14 protein-coding genes are annotated in these 18,798 nt (G+C 45.7%); 6 read left to right on the forward strand and 8 right to left on the reverse strand.

The features are described from left to right. Position 1 precedes the first annotated feature (1 nt). The 3 genes from J8Z23_RS05820 (at position 2) to J8Z23_RS05830 (ending at position 4,845) form a co-directional block, all read left to right on the forward strand. On the forward strand, positions 2-1,099 hold the full coding sequence (locus J8Z23_RS05820; RefSeq protein WP_074191125.1) for an efflux RND transporter periplasmic adaptor subunit: 1,098 nt from the start codon (positions 2-4) through the stop codon (positions 1,097-1,099). Continuing rightward, a complete protein-coding gene (gene vmeI, locus J8Z23_RS05825) occupies positions 1,096-4,206 on the forward strand; it encodes an efflux RND transporter permease subunit VmeI (RefSeq protein ID WP_104971517.1) in 3,111 nt (1,036 codons plus the stop codon). Before J8Z23_RS05820 ends, vmeI begins: the two co-directional genes overlap by 4 nt. A gap of 72 nt (positions 4,207-4,278) precedes the next feature. Further along, the gene (locus J8Z23_RS05830) at positions 4,279-4,845 is read left to right on the forward strand and encodes a DNA-3-methyladenine glycosylase I (protein ID WP_104971518.1); all 567 of its coding nucleotides are present in this window, start codon (positions 4,279-4,281) and stop codon (positions 4,843-4,845) included. Positions 4,846-4,870: 25 nt separating this feature from the next. Here the strand turns inward: J8Z23_RS05830 and J8Z23_RS05835 are convergent, their stop codons facing one another. The 4 genes from J8Z23_RS05835 to cls form a co-directional block, all read right to left on the reverse strand. Continuing rightward, positions 4,871-5,731 carry a lipase secretion chaperone gene (locus tag J8Z23_RS05835; protein ID WP_301659878.1) on the reverse strand — a complete coding sequence of 287 codons (861 nt, stop codon included), beginning with the start codon at positions 5,729-5,731 and terminating at the stop codon, positions 4,871-4,873. A 12-nt stretch (positions 5,732-5,743) separates the two neighbouring features. After that, complete coding sequence (locus J8Z23_RS05840; RefSeq protein WP_025998621.1) at positions 5,744-6,673, reverse strand: esterase/lipase family protein; 930 nt, start codon at positions 6,671-6,673, stop codon at positions 5,744-5,746. A gap of 221 nt (positions 6,674-6,894) precedes the next feature. Continuing rightward, positions 6,895-8,103 carry a cystathionine beta-lyase gene (locus J8Z23_RS05845; RefSeq protein ID WP_434635210.1) on the reverse strand — a complete coding sequence of 403 codons (1,209 nt, stop codon included), beginning with the start codon at positions 8,101-8,103 and terminating at the stop codon, positions 6,895-6,897. Positions 8,104-8,344: 241 nt separating this feature from the next. Then, complete coding sequence (cls, locus tag J8Z23_RS05850; protein ID WP_005393277.1) at positions 8,345-9,799, reverse strand: cardiolipin synthase; 1,455 nt, start codon at positions 9,797-9,799, stop codon at positions 8,345-8,347. A gap of 430 nt (positions 9,800-10,229) precedes the next feature. Here cls and J8Z23_RS05855 point away from each other — a divergent pair, with 430 nt between their 5' ends. The 3 genes from J8Z23_RS05855 to J8Z23_RS05865 all read left to right on the forward strand — a co-directional run bounded on the left by J8Z23_RS05855 (position 10,230) and on the right by J8Z23_RS05865 (position 13,347). After that, positions 10,230-11,600, forward strand: coding sequence for a sodium-dependent transporter (locus J8Z23_RS05855; RefSeq protein ID WP_301659916.1), 1,371 nt, complete (start codon positions 10,230-10,232; stop codon positions 11,598-11,600). 81 nt (positions 11,601-11,681) lie between these two features. Then, positions 11,682-12,374 carry a TIGR01621 family pseudouridine synthase gene (locus J8Z23_RS05860; RefSeq protein WP_226421794.1) on the forward strand — a complete coding sequence of 231 codons (693 nt, stop codon included), beginning with the start codon at positions 11,682-11,684 and terminating at the stop codon, positions 12,372-12,374. Positions 12,375-12,405: 31 nt separating this feature from the next. Beyond that, complete coding sequence (locus tag J8Z23_RS05865; protein WP_301659880.1) at positions 12,406-13,347, forward strand: class I SAM-dependent methyltransferase; 942 nt, start codon at positions 12,406-12,408, stop codon at positions 13,345-13,347. Positions 13,348-13,560: 213 nt separating this feature from the next. Here J8Z23_RS05865 and J8Z23_RS05870 read toward each other — a convergent pair whose 3' ends face one another. The 4 genes from J8Z23_RS05870 to J8Z23_RS05885 form a co-directional block, all read right to left on the reverse strand. Beyond that, on the reverse strand, positions 13,561-14,616 hold the full coding sequence (locus tag J8Z23_RS05870; protein WP_434635211.1) for an FAD-binding oxidoreductase: 1,056 nt from the start codon (positions 14,614-14,616) through the stop codon (positions 13,561-13,563). 80 nt (positions 14,617-14,696) lie between these two features. Next, positions 14,697-16,358 carry a hydroxylamine reductase gene (hcp, locus tag J8Z23_RS05875; RefSeq protein ID WP_434635212.1) on the reverse strand — a complete coding sequence of 554 codons (1,662 nt, stop codon included), beginning with the start codon at positions 16,356-16,358 and terminating at the stop codon, positions 14,697-14,699. Positions 16,359-16,532: 174 nt separating this feature from the next. Next, on the reverse strand, positions 16,533-18,062 hold the full coding sequence (gene norR, locus J8Z23_RS05880; RefSeq protein WP_395203972.1) for a nitric oxide reductase transcriptional regulator NorR: 1,530 nt from the start codon (positions 18,060-18,062) through the stop codon (positions 16,533-16,535). Positions 18,063-18,274: 212 nt separating this feature from the next. Beyond that, the gene (locus tag J8Z23_RS05885; RefSeq protein ID WP_053807231.1) at positions 18,275-18,754 is read right to left on the reverse strand and encodes a glycine zipper 2TM domain-containing protein; all 480 of its coding nucleotides are present in this window, start codon (positions 18,752-18,754) and stop codon (positions 18,275-18,277) included. Positions 18,755-18,798: the final 44 nt, after the last annotated feature.

Genomic DNA, 18,798 nt, shown 5'->3' on the forward strand with positions numbered 1-18,798 from the left:
TATGAAAGGAATCATCTCTCTAGCGGCATTATTTTCAACGTTTCTTCTTGTTGGTTGTGGCGATAAGGCACCAGAAAAAGCTCTTGAGACACCGCGTGTAAGAGTTACCTCATTAGCGGGAAATCGGGTGGATGACAACTTATATTTCCCTGCGGTTGCGAATGCAGCGGATCGCTCTCATTTGAGTTTCCGAGTGGCAGGAGAAGTCAGCCGCATCATGGTAAAAGAGGGCGATAAAGTCACGAAGGGTGATGTTATCGCAACGTTGGACCCTACGGACTATGAGTTGGATGTAGATAATGCGAGTGCGCGTTTTTCTGTTGTTGACAGTCAGTATCGCCGTTCACGTCCTTTGGTTGATAAAGGCCTATTAGCTAAGTCTCAGTTTGATGAAATTGCAGCACAACGACAAATCGCTTTGGCTGAGCTTAAGTTAGCGAAACTCCGTTTATCATTTACTACCTTAAAAGCGCCTGTGGATGGGATCATTTCTCGAGTTAATATCGAGCAATTCGAAAATGTCCAAGTCGGACAGCATATCGTCAATATTCATAGTTTGGAGCGAGTAGAGGTGCTGATTCAACTTCCAGACCGGCTCTATGTGAACCAACCGCCAACGGAAGAAAGACTTACCGCGATAAAAGCATTGGTGCGCGTCCCTAGTGGTAACGAGTACAACGCGACCGTGAAAGAATTTACGACTGAGCCAGACCCAACCACAGGCACGTTTACCGTCACATTATCGCTTCCTATGCCGGAAGAAGAATACATCCTAGATGGGATGGCAGTTGAGGTGACCTCCAAAGATAAGAACGTTGGCTTGGATCTCAATTTAGGAATTAATGTTCCTATTGAAGCCATTTTCAATGCGGACGGTGACGAGCTGGGGCGGGAAAACAAATTTGTTTGGGTACTGAATGATGACAATACGGTATCGCGCAGACAGGTTCGAGCAGGTAAAGCATCTAAAACATCCATTCAAATCCTTGATGGTCTCATGCTGAAAGACAAAGTTGTGATTGCCGGTGTTTCTCGGTTAAGGGATGGCATGAAAGTGGAAGTGATACAGGAAATGGCTACGCAGGAGGCCGGTCTATGAGCGATCTTAATAAATCAGTGCCTCAAAGTGATGATGATGTGACCGGTATTGCTGCGTACTTTATCCGAAATCGTGTCATCAGTTGGATGGTCGCACTGATCTTTTTGATTGGTGGTATCGCTGCATTCTTTGGGTTAGGGCGTCTTGAAGACCCTGCTTTTACCATCAAAGATGCCATGGTGGTGACCTCTTATCCTGGTGCGACGCCGCAACAAGTCGAAGAAGAAGTGACTTATCCGATCGAAAAAGCGATTCAGCAGCTTACTTATGTTGATGAAGTGAATTCGATTTCCAGCCGAGGATTATCGCAAATCACGGTCACGATGAAGAACAATTATGGCCCTGATGATCTGCCACAAATCTGGGATGAGTTACGCCGTAAAGTGAATGACCTTAAAGGGACGTTGCCTCCGGGTGTGAATGAACCTCAAGTGATCGATGATTTTGGTGATGTTTACGGGATTTTGTTAGCGGTGACTGGCGACGGTTATAGCTATAAAGAGCTACTGGATTACGTCGATTACTTACGCCGAGAGCTCGAACTGGTTGATGGCGTGAGTAAAGTTTCGGTATCCGGGCAACAGCAAGAGCAAGTTTTCATCGAAGTATCTATGAAAAAGCTGAGCAGTATAGGACTTTCTCCCGATACGGTCTTTAATCTTCTCTCGACGCAAAACGTGGTTTCTGACGCAGGGGCGATCAGAATTGGTGACGAGTACATCAGAATTCAGCCGACTGGCGAATTCCAGAGTGTGGATGAGCTAGGCGATTTGTTGATTACTGAGTCGGGAGCTCAGGGGCTCATCTTCTTGAAAGATGTAGCGGAAATAAAACGTGGTTATGTAGAAGTCCCGAATAATATTATTAATTTTAACGGCAGCCTCGCACTAAACGTGGGTGTTTCTTTTGCTGAAGGCGTCAATGTCGTTGAAGTCGGAAAAGCGTTTGATCATCGCCTTGCAGAGCTAAAGTACCAACAACCTGTCGGTATCGAAATTTCCGAAATTTACAGTCAGCCTAAAGAGGTGGATAAATCGGTTAGCGGTTTTGTTGTCAGCTTGGCTCAAGCTGTCGGTATCGTCATTATCGTACTTCTGTTCTTTATGGGGCTACGTTCAGGTCTGCTTATCGGTTTAATTTTACTGCTGACGGTGTTGGGTACGTTCATTTTCATGAAGTATCTCGCGATAGATTTGCAGCGGATTTCATTAGGTGCCTTGGTTATCGCGTTAGGTATGTTGGTGGATAATGCGATTGTCGTGGTTGAAGGGATTTTGATTGGTACTCAAAAAGGGCGAACTCGACTCCAAGCGGCGACTGACATTGTTACCCAAACCAAGTGGCCATTACTTGGGGCAACTGTGATCGCGGTAACTGCATTTGCGCCCATTGGACTGTCTGAAGACTCGACGGGTGAATACTGTGGCACTTTGTTTACGGTTCTTCTGATCTCATTGATGTTGAGTTGGTTTACCGCTATCTCGTTGACACCGTTCTTCGCTGACATCTTCTTTAAAGGCCAGAAGATTAAACAAGGTGAAGGGGAAGAAAATGATCCATATAACGGGGTTATTTTCGTTATTTATAAAAAATTTCTCCAGTTCTGTATGCGCCGTGCTTGGTTTACCGTTGTGGTGCTGATTGCGGGATTAGCGGCGAGTGTTTATGGGTTCACCTTTGTGAAGCAAGCGTTTTTCCCATCGTCGACAACGCCTATTTTTCAGTTAGATGTATGGATGCCGGAAGGAACTGATATTCGCGCCACCAACACAACGCTTAAAGAGCTAGAAAGTTGGTTAGCCAAGCAAGAGCATGTTGACCATATCACGACGACCGCGGGTAAAGGCTTACAGCGCTTTATGCTAACGTACGCGCCAGAGAAAAGTTATGCGGCTTATGGTGAGATAACCACTCGTATGGAAAACTACGAAGCGTTAAAACCATTAATGGCGAAGTTTCGAGAGTATTTAAAAGCCAAATACCCAGAAATAAATTACAAGCTCAAACAGATTGAGTTAGGCCCTGGTGGTGGTGCAAAAATTGAAGCGCGCATTATTGGTTCTGATCCAACCGTCCTTCGTACGATAGCCGCTCAGGTCAAGGACATCATGTACGCCGATCCTCAGGCAACAAATATCAGGCATGATTGGCGTGAACGAACCCAAGTTCTTGAACCTCAGTTTAATGAGAGTCAGGCACGTCGCTATGGCATTACCAAATCGGACGTCGATGATTTCTTGTCCATGTCATTCTCTGGAATGACGATAGGCCTTTACCGAGACGGCACGACGCTCATGCCTATCGTGGCTCGTTTACCTGAAGATGAACGCATTGATATTCGTAACATTGAAGGCATGAAAATATGGAGTCCAGCACAGAGTGAGTTTATCCCACTTCAACAAGTCACAATGGGTTACGACATGCGTTGGGAGGATCCTATCATCGTACGTAAGAACCGTAAGCGTATGCTCACTGTGATGGCAGACCCTGATATTCTAGGTGAAGAAACCGCATCGACGTTGCAAAAACGTTTACAGCCCCAAATTGAAGCGATTCAAATGCCTCCTGGCTATTCACTAGAGTGGGGTGGTGAATACGAATCTTCAGGTGATGCTCAAGAGTCGCTGTTTACTACCATGCCAATGGGGTACTTGTTCATGTTCTTGATCACTGTATTCCTATTTAACTCTATCAAAGAGCCACTCATTGTTTGGCTTACCGTGCCGCTGGCGTTAATTGGTGTCACCACCGGTTTGTTGGCACTCAACACGCCGTTTGGTTTTATGGCATTGCTCGGCTTCTTAAGCTTATCGGGAATGGTGCTCAAAAATGGCATCGTATTACTGGACCAAATTGAAATAGAAATGAAATCGGGTAAAGAGGCTTATGATGCGGTCGTTGATGCTGCGGTAAGCCGTGTTCGTCCTGTGTGTATGGCTGCAATCACGACGATCCTTGGTATGATCCCACTATTACCAGATATTTTCTTCAAACCAATGGCGGTTACGATTATGTTTGGTTTGGGCTTTGCGACAGTCCTGACACTGATTGTCGTGCCAGTGTTGTATCGTTTATTCCATAAAGTGGCAGTACCGAAACAGGCTTAGTGCTACTGATATAACGATGAAAAGTATCGCGCCTCTAGCTCATCAGTTAGAGGCGCTTTTTAAGGAAGAATAATGACAGAACAAAAAACGTGTGCGTGGGCGATGAATCACCCATTAGAGCGCGAATATCATGATTCCGAATGGGGCGTGCCAGTATATGACGACCAAACCCTGTTTGAATTTATTACGTTGGAAGGTGCGCAAGCTGGGCTTAGTTGGATTACCATTCTTAAAAAGCGCGAAGGGTATAGAGAAGCGTTCGAGAACTACGACCTAGATGCGTTGGAACAAAGAAATGAAGAACGCGCTGAATACATCGTGGAAAACTTCGATGTTGTAAGGCATCGCGGAAAGATTAACTCGGTTTTCAGTAATGCTAAAGCGGCCAAAGCGTTAATTGCTGAATACGGAAGTTTATCAGACGCGTTGTGGCAGTTCGTGGACGGCGAACCAATCGTCAATCAATGGCAGCATATGAGTGACGTACCAGCTTCGACAGAGCAATCCAAAGCCATGAGTAAGTTCCTAAAAAAGAAAGGCTTCAAGTTTGTCGGTGAAACTATCTGTTATGCTTTCATGCAAGCCGTCGGCATGGTGGATGACCATATCGTTGGATGTCCTAAAAAGCAGAATAAGTAACGTTTGGCTTATTAAGTTTATGTTGTTAGTTCTGGTTATCATGAATACGTTCCAAAGCTTCGATTCGACGCCATTGAGTGGCATCGAAGCTTTGCTTTCTTAAAGCAATGATTTCTGCCTGTTTTTCGTCTTGCCCTAGAAAATCCCTATTCAGAATCTCTTGACGCTGTTTTAAGTAAGTGGCGAGTTGAGTCTCAAATGATGCTCTTTGCTCATCAAGCTTTTGCAGCCTTTGCGCTCCAGCGTCTCCCACCAGTGCAACACGGGCGATGTACTTATCTTGTGAATCAAGCTGAGAAGCTTGCTCGAGTTGCTCCGCTAATGCGTTATTGCGTTCACTTTCTCGGATATAATCTGGTTGTTCTGATAGCGCTTGATTGAGAAGGTGTGTTTGACTCTCGATATCCGATGCCTGTTTTTTAATCGTCAGCTTTTCCAATGCAAGTTGGCGAAGTCGGTTTTCTTCGTCAAACAATTGAGCTATCTGGACCTCGCTAAAGTATTGAAGTTGTAAATTCAGTATCGCTTCATTCAGCATGGTTAGCTGTTCAATCGTTAGTTGGTTATGCTCAAAAGGCTCTAATGCAGAGAGCGCTTGCTTGTAGGAAAGGTAGGTCTGGAAGAGTTTGGCATCAATATTCAGTGTTTGTTTTGCTAAAGTGTCATCATTGACTTCCGCTTTGATCGTATCGAGATCTTCTTCGCCCAGCCGGCTAAGAGAATATTCGAAGAAGTCTTTTGGGGAAGAGACATCGGCGGCTATATCTTGCTGAGATTGCGAATGGTTAGAGGCTATCTCTTGTTGTTTGTCGCTTTGCAACAGAGAAAGCGCTCCCACGCCAAATATCGAGAGCAGGATAAAAGTGGTGAGAGCGACTTTCTTCATTGTCATGACCTCTTATAAACCTTGAAGTTTGAGACGATTTGCATGTTGGCGATAAAGCGTGACTGGATCGGTTTCAAAAAGATGATGAATACCGAGTAGGCCGTTAATTTCATCCAAATGGTTCATTTGATAATCATCACGTATGACTTTGCCCAAATGTGTGCTGCACGCACCAACTAAGCCATCATTTGGCCCATCAAAGGCTAAGCCAAGTACCATCATGGCAGCGTCGGTCGGATCGAAAACGTTTGTAAAAGTGGATGATCCGGTCCATGAGTAGTAATAAACGCCATTTGAAGCCAGCAAGTCACCATTACCACATTCACTGGTAGGGACTCCCTCTGGGTAGTGCTGGTTAAACGCTAATGATCCTTCCGTGGTTAATGCTGCTAGTGAGGCTAAAGGGTCTTGGTCGAGATCAGAACCGCCTGATAGAAGATTAATAAGAGTGGTTAAGCCTTGCGCCAGTTTTACCGCGAGCTGCTCGCTGCCAGAACCCTCAGATACGGTGCCACGAACTAAATCTGCCACTTTAGACCCTTTATTAACGCCACCTATACTCGTAACTGATGCAACTAGGTCTGGACGGACAGAGGCAACATAGCGCGTTGTTGGACCACCATGACTGTGACCGATGAGATTGACTTTCTCTGCGCCTGTTGCAGCAAGTAAGGTTTCTACTTGAGCAAGCAGTTGTTCCCCTCTAACTTCGCTGCTGTTGGTCGCGGATACCTGCGCTACATAAACTTTAGCGCCGTCTTTCGTTAAGGAATGTGGTATTCCGAAAAAGTAATCTACGCCTGCGAGGGTATCAAAACCAAATAATCCATGAACCAGAACAATCGGATACTTGGTTTGGGTATAACCCGTTGCGGCGTGTACGGAGGTTATTGGGACGGTAATTAAGGTAAAAAGCATTAGCGCTATGAATTTGAGTTTCAAAACTATCTCCTTGTGGTATGACCTCTTATGAATGATAAAAAGTAGGAGAGAAACTCTAAATTTGGAAAGCCTATTTGTGGCACATTATTTCATTCTGTGACTGCTCAATTGAAAAACAACACAAATGATTAACATTAACGAATAGCTGGTGAGAATGTTAGATAATTCTAATTAAGTCAGCGAGTTATAAAAACGCCCCGCGAAGCAGGGCGATTCAATTACTATTTTAGAGAGACTTCTTTTTCTAAAATTAACGCGTTATAGCGTGCAAAACCAGCCTCTAGATCGGCGATCAAGTCATCCACGTCTTCTAAGCCAATATGAATACGAACTAAAGTGCCCTCAAAGTGTGGGTGCGCTACGGTTCTCAAGCTGTTAAAGCTCTTTGGTTCGTTAGCTAGAATGAGGCTTTCATACCCGCCCCAAGAATAACCCATACTGAAGTGTTTCATACCGTCAAGCAGAGCCGTCGTCGCTTTTGGATAAGACGTTTTGAGAACAAATGAAAACAAGCCGTTTCCACCAGTGAAGTCACGTTTGAAAAACTCATGGCCAGGGCACGATTCCAATGCTGGGTGGCGGACATGATCAACTTCCGGACGAGAAGCTAGCCACTTGGCGACTTTCAAGCTACTTTCTGCGTGTTGTCTTAGGCGAACATCCAGCGTGCGAATACCACGAAGGCCTAGGTATGCGTCGTCAGGAGAAACGCACTGACCCATCAAGTAGCTTTGTTCACGCAGTTGGGGCCAGTATTTTTCGGAAGCTACGGCTGTACCTAACATTACATCAGAGTGACCAACTATGTATTTGGTGGCGGCTTGAATAGAAATATCGACACCATGTTCAAATGGTGAGAAGTTCACGCCAGCTCCCCATGTGTTATCAAGCATCACAATAATATCGTGCTCGTGAGCGATGCGCGCCAATGTTGGTACGTCCTGCACCTCCATTGTGACTGACCCCGGAGATTCTAGGAAAAGGACTTTGGTATTTGGTTGAATCAAATCACGAATACCTTCTCCAATCATCGGATCATAATAGGTAGTTTCGATGCCCATTTTCTTCATGATGATATTACAAAAATCACGAGTTGGTTCGTAACAAGTGTCCACCATCAGAATGTGCTCGCCAGTTTCGACGAAAGAGAGAATCGCATTTGAAATTGCTGCCGTGCCACAAGGGTAGAGAGCACAACCTGATCCACCTTCAATCTCAACCATTGCATCTTGAAAAGCGAAGTGCGTGTTGGTGCCACGGCGACCATAAAATAATGTTTTATTGGTGCGGTTCATGGTGGCTTGGTTCTTCTCTGCAACCGTGTTGAATACCACGGTTGAAGCGCGTTGAACGGGTGGGTTTACAACACCGTTTGTCCACTTTTTATCGCGGCCAGCGGTAATGAGCTTGGTTTTTTTGCCCTCTGACATAAAAGTTCCCTGTCTTAAATATTACGATTTTGATTATTTAAAACATGGACGACATAACGTTTGCAAGGGAAAAGTCAACTATCACCCAATAATAGCCGAGATTATCGAGTGAAGGCGTCAAAGCTGAAAGGTTGAGTTGTAGGCTTAGAGTGTATCGCTAAGGTGGAAAACGTAAGTAGAACAAACCTCCAGCAAGATGTTTGAAGCGCTGGAGGTTTTTTTAGTCGGTGTATTTGAGGTATTAGAGGAGTGGATTGAAGAGATAGAACACTCGCTCTAAGAATCGAGAAAATAGGCTTCTTTTCTCCCATTCTTCCAATACAACAGTGTGAGATTGCTTAATATAGCTATCTTGTAACCAAGACATTTGCTTCGTGAACTCTTCGTCGTCAACGGCGAGGGTAACTTCGAAGTTCAGCCACAAGCTGCGCATATCCATGTTTACGGTGCCAACTAAACAGAATTGGTCGTCAATTACGACGGATTTCGTATGCAGCAAACCACCATAAAACTCATAGATTTTGACTCCTGCACACAAAAGCTCACTATAAAACGCGCGTGACGCCCATTGCACCATCATCGAGTCATTTTTATGTGGAATAATGAGTTCAACATCAATGCCTCGTTGTGCTGTCATCTTTAACGTTTCAAGTAAGTCTGCATTGGGCACGAAATATGGTGTTGTAATTCGTACCGAGCGATTGGCTTGGTTGATTGCCAATGTTAATACTTGATAGATCAGATATTCCGGCATACCAGGGCCAGAAGGCACAACCTGAATAGGGTGTTGGAATTCACTCTCATCGATCTTACATTCAGGTAGTCTCGGTAAATGACGTTCGCCAGTTTCGACTTCCCAATCCCAACAGTGGATAGCACTCAATACGTTTACCGTTGGTCCCGTAATGCGAACCATGATGTCCACCCAATGCCCGACGCCACTGTTTTGTTTGAAGTAAGCCGGGTCAACTAAGTTCATTGAACCTGTATAAGCAATTTCATCATCAATTACGATGATCTTGCGATGTTGGCGAAGATCAAGACGACGTAAGAAAATACGCCACATCTTCACTTCTAGCGCTTGAATAACTTCAATTCCAGCATCCTGCATCATTCGATACCAAGGACTTCTGAAAAAACGTGGACTACCTGCTGAATCGAGCAATAGTTTGACATCTACGCCGCGTTTAGCCGCTTGGATAAGTGCAGAAGCGACAGAGTCAGCCAAACCACCTGGATGCCAAATGTAGAATACCATTCGAATACTGCTCTGTGCGTTTTCGATGTCTTCAATAATGGAATGCAAAATCTCATTAGGTGACTGTTGCAGCGACAATGTATTACCGCTCAATGCGGGAAGACCAAGGCGGTTGTTACAAAGTTCATCAATTCGGTAGATGTGCCTTCCCATTGTTTCTGGGTTGTGCGCGTTACAGTCGTTCAACTGACTGAACCACTTCTCGAATGGTGTAAACATCTCTTTTGCGCGTTCGGCCCGTTTTCTGCCTAAGTTCAGTTCACCGAAGAGGAAATAACACGCGACACCCAGAACGGGAAGGATATAAATGATCATTAGCCAAGCTAAAGACACGCTCACTGCACGGCGCTTTAAAACGACACGAATGGTCACACCTGCGACCAGTAACCAATATAGCCCGATGCCAGCTAAAGTAAGAAAGTGATAAAACTTGTCCATATACGCTCAGAGTAATATGCCCTTCTAGGATATTAAGCATAAAAGTGGGTTGGGGGAATAGATTTCCCATTTAGACGTGGGATTGACCTTATATGAGGAACGAATTTCATAACAGCTGATTCTGTTATTTTAATGTGAAAAATAAGGTCATTCTTTAACTTTTGAACAAAAAAGCAGCATTTAACCTGCGTAACTCGACACTTGTGCGATAAATGTACTTTTTTGGGGTTCCAATTTTAAAGGGGAGCTGCTTTACTTTCTAGACATAGTGCGTCGAACGCTTATTTTATAAGTGTACAATAATTTTTACATAAACTTTTTAGACGCCTATCTCTATGCATACACAACAAACTAATTTTGGAGAAAAAGCGTGGCTACAACTAATACAGCAGCACCACGTGATACGTGGGGGTCTAAACTAGGCTTCGTAATGGCAGCAGCGGGTTCCGCTGTCGGTTTAGGCAATATATGGAAATTCCCTTACACAGCAGGTGAGAGTGGCGGCGGTGCATTCGTTGCTATCTACCTTATCTTTGTTATTTTTATCGGCTTTAGCGTGATGCTGACAGAGTTCGCTATTGGTCGTAAGACAGGTCTTTCTGCCGTAGGTGCATTCAAAACAACTGACCGACGCTGGACGTTCACTGGCGTTATGGGAGTCTTCAGTGGTCTTTTGATCATGGGCTTCTACCCAGTGGTTGGTGGTTGGGCATTGGCCTACATCTTTAAAGTGGGCGGTGGTCTACTCAGCGCGCCAGAAGCAATTGGCGACAGCTTTGGCGGTTTCATCTCAGATCCGATTCAACCTTTAATGTGGATGGGGGTTTACCTGTTCCTTAACGTCATGATTGTGATGAAAGGGATTTCGGGTGGTATTGAGAAAGCCGGTAAGGTTCTGATGCCGCTTTTGTTCTTAATCCTAATCGTTGTTTCTGTTAAAGGCTTGATGCTGCCAGGTGCAATGGCTGGCCTTGAGTTCTTATTCATGCCGGACTTTTCTAAAGTCGATAGCAATGTGGTTCTTGCTGCACTAGGGCAGGCGTTCTTCTCACTTAGCTTAGGTATGGGCTGTATGATGACGTACGGTTCTTACCTGAAGAAGAAAGAGAACCTAGTTCAAACAACCGGTATGGTTACTGCGATGGATACAGGTGTAGCGATTCTTGCTGGTGTTGCTATGTTCCCGGCTATGTTTGCCTTTGGCATGGAGCCTGCGGCAGGCCCTGGTCTTGTATTCGTTGTCGTTCCTCAACTATTTGCTGAAATGGGCGGTGTGATTGGGTTGCTATTCGCGTTGCTATTTTTCATCGGCTTGACGGTGGCGGCATTAACTTCTTCAGTATCACTATTGGAAGTTGTCGTGTCTTACCTAATCGATGAGAAAGGCATGAAGCGCTCTAACGCGGTTCTGTCTGCAAGTGCAGTTATGGCGGCATTATGTATTTTTGCGTCACTATCGTTAGGTGGAATGGGGCCAACGCTGTTTGGTACAGGTGCCTTTGATATCTTCGACTTGCTAACGGATAAAATCTTCCTAGCGGTTGGTGGTATGTTGGTTTGTATCTTTGCTGGATGGCGCCTAAGCCGTGCTGAGCTAGAAAAAGAGATCACTAATGACGGCGAAGTATCCTTCCCGCTATTTGGATTGTGGTACAACCTAGTTAAATACTTGATTCCTTTTGCTATCGCTATTGTTGCCTTCATGGGGATTAAGTCTGGCTTTGACAGTGGCAAAGGTGAAATCATGCTGCTGGGTATCGCAATCATTGGTCTTGCTGGTATTTTCTCTAGAAAGCTCTAGCTCAGGCCTTGGGGCAAGCCTCGATAGCTTTGTCCGATAACTTATGTATACTGCTGGCTCCAAACGTGGAGCCAGTTTTTTATGTTCGATATTCTACATACCCATCCCGATTTTCTGATCATCAATAAGCATCCCAACGTCTCTGTTCATAAAGACGATGGCGACACAATGCTGCTGCAAGAAGTGGCTAAGCAGAGTGGTGATGAGCAGCTTTATCTTATCCATCGCTTGGATAAAATGACATCGGGTATTCTGCTCCTCGGACGCAACGCCAAAGCGGCCAGTGCGTTATCGCAAGCCTTCGCTGACCGCCAAGTGGAAAAGTTCTATCTGGCGATTGGCTCTAAAAAGCCGAAAAAGAAACAAGGTTTGGTCGTTGGTGATATGGAGCGTTCGCGCCGTTCATCATGGAAGCTGGTCAACAGCAAAAATAACCCAGCCGTTACCCAGTTTTTCTCTCTTGCGGCAGAGCCCGGAGAGCGCCTATTTTTATGTAAGCCACACACTGGTAAAACGCATCAAATCCGCGTGGCATTAAAATCGGTTGGCTCAGGTATTGTTGGTGACCCGATTTACAATGCAGGCAATGAGGCTGATCGCGGTTATCTGCATGCATTTTCACTTTGCTTCCAATACCGAGATGAGCAATATCGCTTTGTTTGCGACCCACGAGAACACAAAATGCTTGGTAACAAATGGCACAGTGAAATCGTCTCTCAGGGTTTGGATACTTGGCTTTCCCCTTGGGGACTGAACTGGCCTACGATCAAATAATCGTCACAAAGAAAACTAATAAGAGAACTCGATGCAAGCATCACAACTTCCGCTGTTTTTTCAGCACCTAGAAACCGAGCTCGCGCAAGCTCCGAATGAAATTCGTCGACTGTTTCATGGTCGTGGCCGCCGTTTTGAGGGCCTAGAGCAAATTACCTGTGACTGGTTACAAGGTCAGTTGATCATCAACTTGTTTAAAGAAGTCGACGACGCATTTCTCGCTGAGCTGAAAAGCGGTCTCAATGCGGTGGCACAATCACAACTGTGGGCAGATAAGCAAGGTCGCACTATGGTTCTTCAGCACCGTTATGCCGATGGTGCGCCTTCAGAAGTGCTTGTCGGTGAATTAGACGCTCGCCCTGTCGTTGAAGAAAGCGGTTTGAAATACCAATTGGATATTGGCCGCAACCAAAATTTCGGTCTGTTTTTGGACATGCGCTACGGTCGTGATTGGGTACGGGAAAATGCGAAGCATAAAAACGTGCTTAACTTGTTTGCTTACACGTGTGGCTTTTCTGTCGCTGCCATTGCGGGTGGCGCAGATAAAGTGGTTAACGTCGACATGGCAAAAGCGTCGCTGTCTAAAGGTCGTGAGAACCACAAGCTAAATGGTCATAACATCAACCAGGTAAGCTTTATGGGGCACGATATCTTTAAATCGTGGGGTAAGATTAAAAAATCTGGTCAGTATGACTTGATCATTATCGATCCGCCTTCATTCCAGAAAGGCAGCTTTGCGCTGACTAAAGATTACAAAAAGATTCTACGTCGATTACCGGATTTGTTGGCAGACGGCGGTCAAGTGATGGCATGTGTGAACTCGCCATCTGTGACAAGCGACTTCTTGATTGAAAGCATGAAAGAAGAAGCGCCACAACTGACGTTCCGCGAGCGTCTGGATAACCCGCCAGAGTTTACGGACGTAGACAGCGAAGCAGCATTGAAAGTGTTGTTGTTTAGCGAGAAGCAATGACGACGAAATGAAAGTTGTACTTATCTATAATACCAGCCGTTTGAGTACGGCTGGCATCTCCGCGATACCCCGTCAATCTGAATAGCGAAACACGAGTGTGATTCAGAGTCTATTCTCAGAGTGAGCTATTCCTAACACGCTGATATTAGATTCCTGATCTCGCCTAGGCTCGTCGGAATGACGGGAAACAATAAAAGATCGATACCAGCAGCATTAACCGATCTGCACTTCAAGATCCGCTTCGATGGTTGATGAGCAGGCGAGCACATAGCCTTGTTCAATTTCTTCTGGCGTTAATGTTTCTAGGCTGGTGGAAGAGACGCTGCCTTTACTAACCTTGCATTTGCACGAGCCACAAATGCCGCTACGACAAGCGACGATTAATGGTAAACCTGCGCCTTCAAGCACATCGGCCAGTACCTGACCTTTTTGCGCATCGATGGTTTGAGCAAAGTCAGGAACAGAAACACGAACAACTTCATCGGAGACCGATGTTTCTGCGCCAGTCGCTGGCGTAAAACTCTCTTGGTAGAAGTTCGTCATGTCAAAACCAAGGTCATTCAAATAGCCGTGAACATCTTGCATGAACTGACTTGGACCACACAGGTAAACGGTGCGTTGCTTGAAATCAGGAACAAGCTCTTTAAGCCAGTCGGCATTCAAACGACCTTGTGGGTGTGACGTTCCTTCGCGGTTTTTCAGCAACAGCTTTAAATGGAAGTTGGGATACACAGCGTCGAATGTTTCTAGCTGATCGTAGTAAATCGTCTCTTCAGGGCTGCGTGCGATATGAAGAAATGCGATGTCCACATCGTTGTCGTTTTCATCTTGATTACTCAGCCAGTGTTTTGCCATCGAAAATACGGGCGTGACGCCGCAACCTGCACTGATAAGCAAGGCTTTTGTTTCGCCATCACGTAAAACGGGTGGATGGTCAATGCAGTTAAATTCGCCCGCTGGTGGTAATGCTTGAACGGTATCACCGAGCAGCAGCGAGTCAACGATGTAGTTCGATACTTTACCGCCAGATACTCGTTTGATGGTGAGTTGAAGGTGATCGTCTTCATTGATCGAGCTGATTGAATAGGCACGAAACTCCATTTTTCCATCAATTTCGACGCCCAAGTTAATAAACTGGCCAGGCTTAAACTGAAACAGAAGTGATTCGGTTAGTTCGGCCAATTTGATGCTGACGGTGTCGTGTGTTTCGAAGTATTTGTCGATGCAACGGAGTGTGACGGGTTGGTTACCTTGCCATTCAAAAAACATAACAATCTCTTTGGTTGTGGCTATTTTTAGTTCGAAATAGATAGCGCCTCCGCGTAAGGAGGCGCGAACAAGCAAGTTTATTAAGCTGCTAGGATAGCTTTTAGATCATCCTGAACATTGCCAATACTGCGCATATCGAACTTCTCTTGGATGATGGCGATTAGGTTTGGCGTTAGGAATGCCGGTGCAGTAGGGCCTGTGTAAATGCCTTTCACGCCCAATGCAAATAGCGTTAGCAAGATAACGATCGCTTTTTGCTCGAACCAAGAAAGCACAAGCGTGAGTGGTAGCTCATTGATGTCACAGTCAAACTCTTTCGCCAGTGCAAGTGCAAGCTGGATTGCTGAGTAAGCATCGTTACATTGGCCCACATCCAATAGGCGAGGGATGCCGTTGATATCGCCGAACGTATTCTTGTTGAAGCGGAACTTACCACACGCCAAGGTCAGGATTAGCGTGTCTTCTGGCGCTTCAGCCGTAAAATCGGTGTAGTAACTGCGTTCCGCTTTATCACCATCACAACCGCCGACTAGGAAGAAGTGTTTGATGTTGCCTTGCTTCACTTGGTCGATAACCGCAGGGGCGGCGTTCATCAGTGCATTGCGACCAAAACCAACCGTGATGTGGTGTTCGATTTCATCGTGTTGGAAACCGTCTTGCGCTAGAGCACATTCAATCACTTGGCTAAAGTCATTGCCTTCGATGTGAGCCACTCCAGGCCAGCCAACAATACTGCGGGTGAATAGACGGTCTGCGTATTGACCCACATTTGGATTCAACAAGCAGTTTGACGTCATTACGATTGCGCCAGGGAAGTTTGCGAATTCTTTCTGCTGGTTTTGCCATGCACTGCCGTAGTTACCGACAAGATGAGAGTATTTCTTCAGCTCAGGGTAGCCGTGTGCAGGCAGCATTTCACCATTGGTGTAAACGTTAATGCCTTTGCCTTCGGTCTGTTGCAGGATTTTTTCTAGGTCATGCAAATCATGGCCAGAGACAAGAATACATTTGCCTTTTACTGGTTTGACGTTCACCGTGGTTGGTTCTGGATGGCCGAAGGTCGTTGTTTCGCCTTGGTCGAGCATTTCCATCACTTTGTAGTTCATCAGGCCAATGCGCATTGAGCAATCAAGTAGTTCGCCAAGATCTTCAGGATCTGTGCCCAACCACGCCATGATTTCATGGTATTCGGCATAGATATCGTTGTTGGTTTGCTCAAGAACACGTGCGTGCTCCATGTACGCGGCTGCACCTTTAAGTCCGTATAGGCAAAGTAGGCGTAGGCCAATAACATCTTCATGTACTTGGTCTTTACCACGGTTAACCGCGACTTGAGGAGCAAATGCCAGGATTGCTTCTGCACTGTTTGGCAGCTCAAAGTGAGCAACCGCAGGAATGTCAGCGACTTCGGTATCGGCGAGCGTGGCTGCAGACATCACTTGCTCTTTTAGCAATGCTTTATACGTTGCAGCTTGAGAAGTCAGCTCTAGAACACGTTTAGGGTCGAAGTTTACGTTCGTCAATGTAGAGAAAAATGCTTTTGGTGCCCATTGGTTGATTTCATCGTTAATGATATTGAATTCAAGTGCTTTTGATGCCCAAAAAGAAACCCCTTGCAGTGTGTAAACCAACACGTCTTGTAGGTCTGATACTTCAGAAGTTTTGCCACACATGCCTTGTGCAAAAGAACAACCTTTAACAGCAGGGGTTTGAATTGTCTGTTCACATTGAATACAGAACATATTGGGTTCTCCAGTGATTATTTTAATAGTCGTGATGTTGACCACTAGAGAGCAGAATGCGTGCCAATTGTTATCTTATTGATTTGTATTTAATTTTATCGTTTTTAGATAAGTGGTTGATGTAATTAAGACAACGCAGTTGATGTCTTAATTACATCGGCTTCTTGTGGTTGGTTATTTATTGATCCCAAGTTTTTTACCCATTCGATATAAGTTCCCGCGATCCATTTGTAAAAATTCCGCTGCTTTTGCCCAAACGCCACCAGTTTGGCTCAAAGCATGTTCAATTAAATCACGCTGATAGCTTTCTATCAGCTCCCGCATTGGTTGGCTTTCTTTAGGCAGATAATGCGATGTGTTTTTTACATCATCGAGAGCCAATGAGGTGTCGAAATGGTTAAGCATGATTGTGCTCGCGCCTTGTTGAATGGCGTGTAAAGCCGCGCGAGTTAAAGTGTGTTCGAGCTCGCGCACGTTTCCGTACCAAGGTAAAGACTCCAGTTGAGTCAACACCTTAGGATGAACGTGCAGATTGGGCGCATTAAATTGTTGGCGTACTTTTTCTAACAGGTATCCTGCTAAAACGGGAATATCACCGTCACGGGCACGCAGTGGGGGGACTTGGATTGGGAACACGTTCAAACGGTGGAAAAGGTCTGCTCGAAACGTGCCAGCTTCGACCTCTTTTTCTAATTGTCGATTGGTCGCGGCGATGATGCGCACATTGACCATCAAATGCTGATCGCTACCCACACGTTGCAGCTCGCCTTGCTGAATTACGCGCAGCAATTTTGCCTGTAAAATCAAAGGCAGTTCGCCCACTTCATCGAGGAAAATCGTTCCGCCGTCTGCCAGTTCAAACTTACCGGCGCGGTGGCTATTGGCTCCAGTGAATGCGCCTTTGACATGACCAAACAGTTCACTCTCAGCCAGACCTTCAGGCAGGGCCGCACAGTTGACGTAAATCATAGGCTTATCGCTACGATGAGATTGCGCGTGCGCCGAGTGCGCGACCAGTTCTTTACCAGTACCGGTCTCTCCTGTGATAAGTACCGCGTAATCTGATTGAGCAACGGTCGCAATGTTGCTTCGTAACTGGTTAATCTGCGGACTCAAACCCACCATTTCGCCATGTTGAGAACGGGCTTGCTGGATAAGGGTTTGAGTGACGCTTTTTTGCTTCTGGTTTTGCGCTTTGAGTGCTTTTAATTGAGCAATGTTACGCAATGTCGCAGCGGTCAAAGCCGCAAAGGTTTCGATAGCGACAGGGTCAATGTCATCAAACGCGCCCACCGTTAGAGCATCCATAGTTAGTGCGCCAACAAGTTGGCCTTCTACATACAAGCTAAAGCCCATGCAATCGTGAACATCAATGCACTGGTCTTCGGTTAATAGTGTGCCGTCAAAAGGATCCGGCAGTGAACAATCGGCATCGAAACGCACAGGTGCGCGGCTATGAATAATGGCATCTAAGCGTGGATGTGCTTTGGGGAAATAGCGACGACCTAAGACCGAGCTGGATAAGCCTTTTACCGCGACAGGAGTCAGAAACCCATCCTCATCGAAGATAAACAGGCAGCTCGCATCACATGGGAATACTTGCGCAACCCCATCAATGAGGTTTTGATATTGCTGCTCGTGAGAGCGATTTGAGCTGAGGTTTAGCGCGATATTAAGGAGTACGTGGTCAACAGTCGGAGTCATAACAAGCCCAAAGTTATCTGGAATGGGCTCATGCTAGCAACTTGATGTCATTTGAACATCGAAAGGTGTGGGAGATTGATGTTCCATTGACGACGATCAAACTTGATACAAATAGAATCGCGCAAGCCGATGAGTAAGCAACGTACGCTTGCGCGGATTAAACTCTTTGAACTAAAACAGCAGACCAATGGAAAGGAGTTACCTCGTTCAAATTAGCGAGGAACAACCCTTGCGTCATTGCCAGACATGTTGATTTGAACGGCTTGGCCTGGCTGAAAAATCATGTTGGGGTTTGCTTCTTGAACGACAGAGATTATTCTTCCATCCTCTAAGCGAATAGTCAGATTCACACCATTTCGTTTCGCGGTTGCTTCAGCGGCTTTACTGCCGGCATAACCACCCAGCAGACCACCACCAATAGCTGCGATATCCGAGCCAGAGCCGCCCCCGACTTTTGAGCCTAATATACCACCCACGGCGGCACCAGCGATTGTGCCTATGGCGTTGGATTGGGTAGAGGCATCAATGGTTACTGGTTCAACTTTTTCAATCGTCCCGTAGTAAACCTGCTGAACTTTGCGTGTGTCTGAAGAGCCGTATGCATCTCCGTACGGGTTAGGTGAGGTACAGCCGCTAAGCATAACAATACAAGACATGATGAGCAGCATACCTAGCTTGACGTATTTTTTCATATAGCCTCCGAATGATTTCTCTCCATCCAAAGAGTATATACCCC

The sequence above is a fragment of the Vibrio sp. SCSIO 43086 genome (genome assembly GCF_051132235.1).
Lineage (GTDB): Bacteria > Pseudomonadota > Gammaproteobacteria > Enterobacterales > Vibrionaceae > Vibrio > Vibrio diabolicus.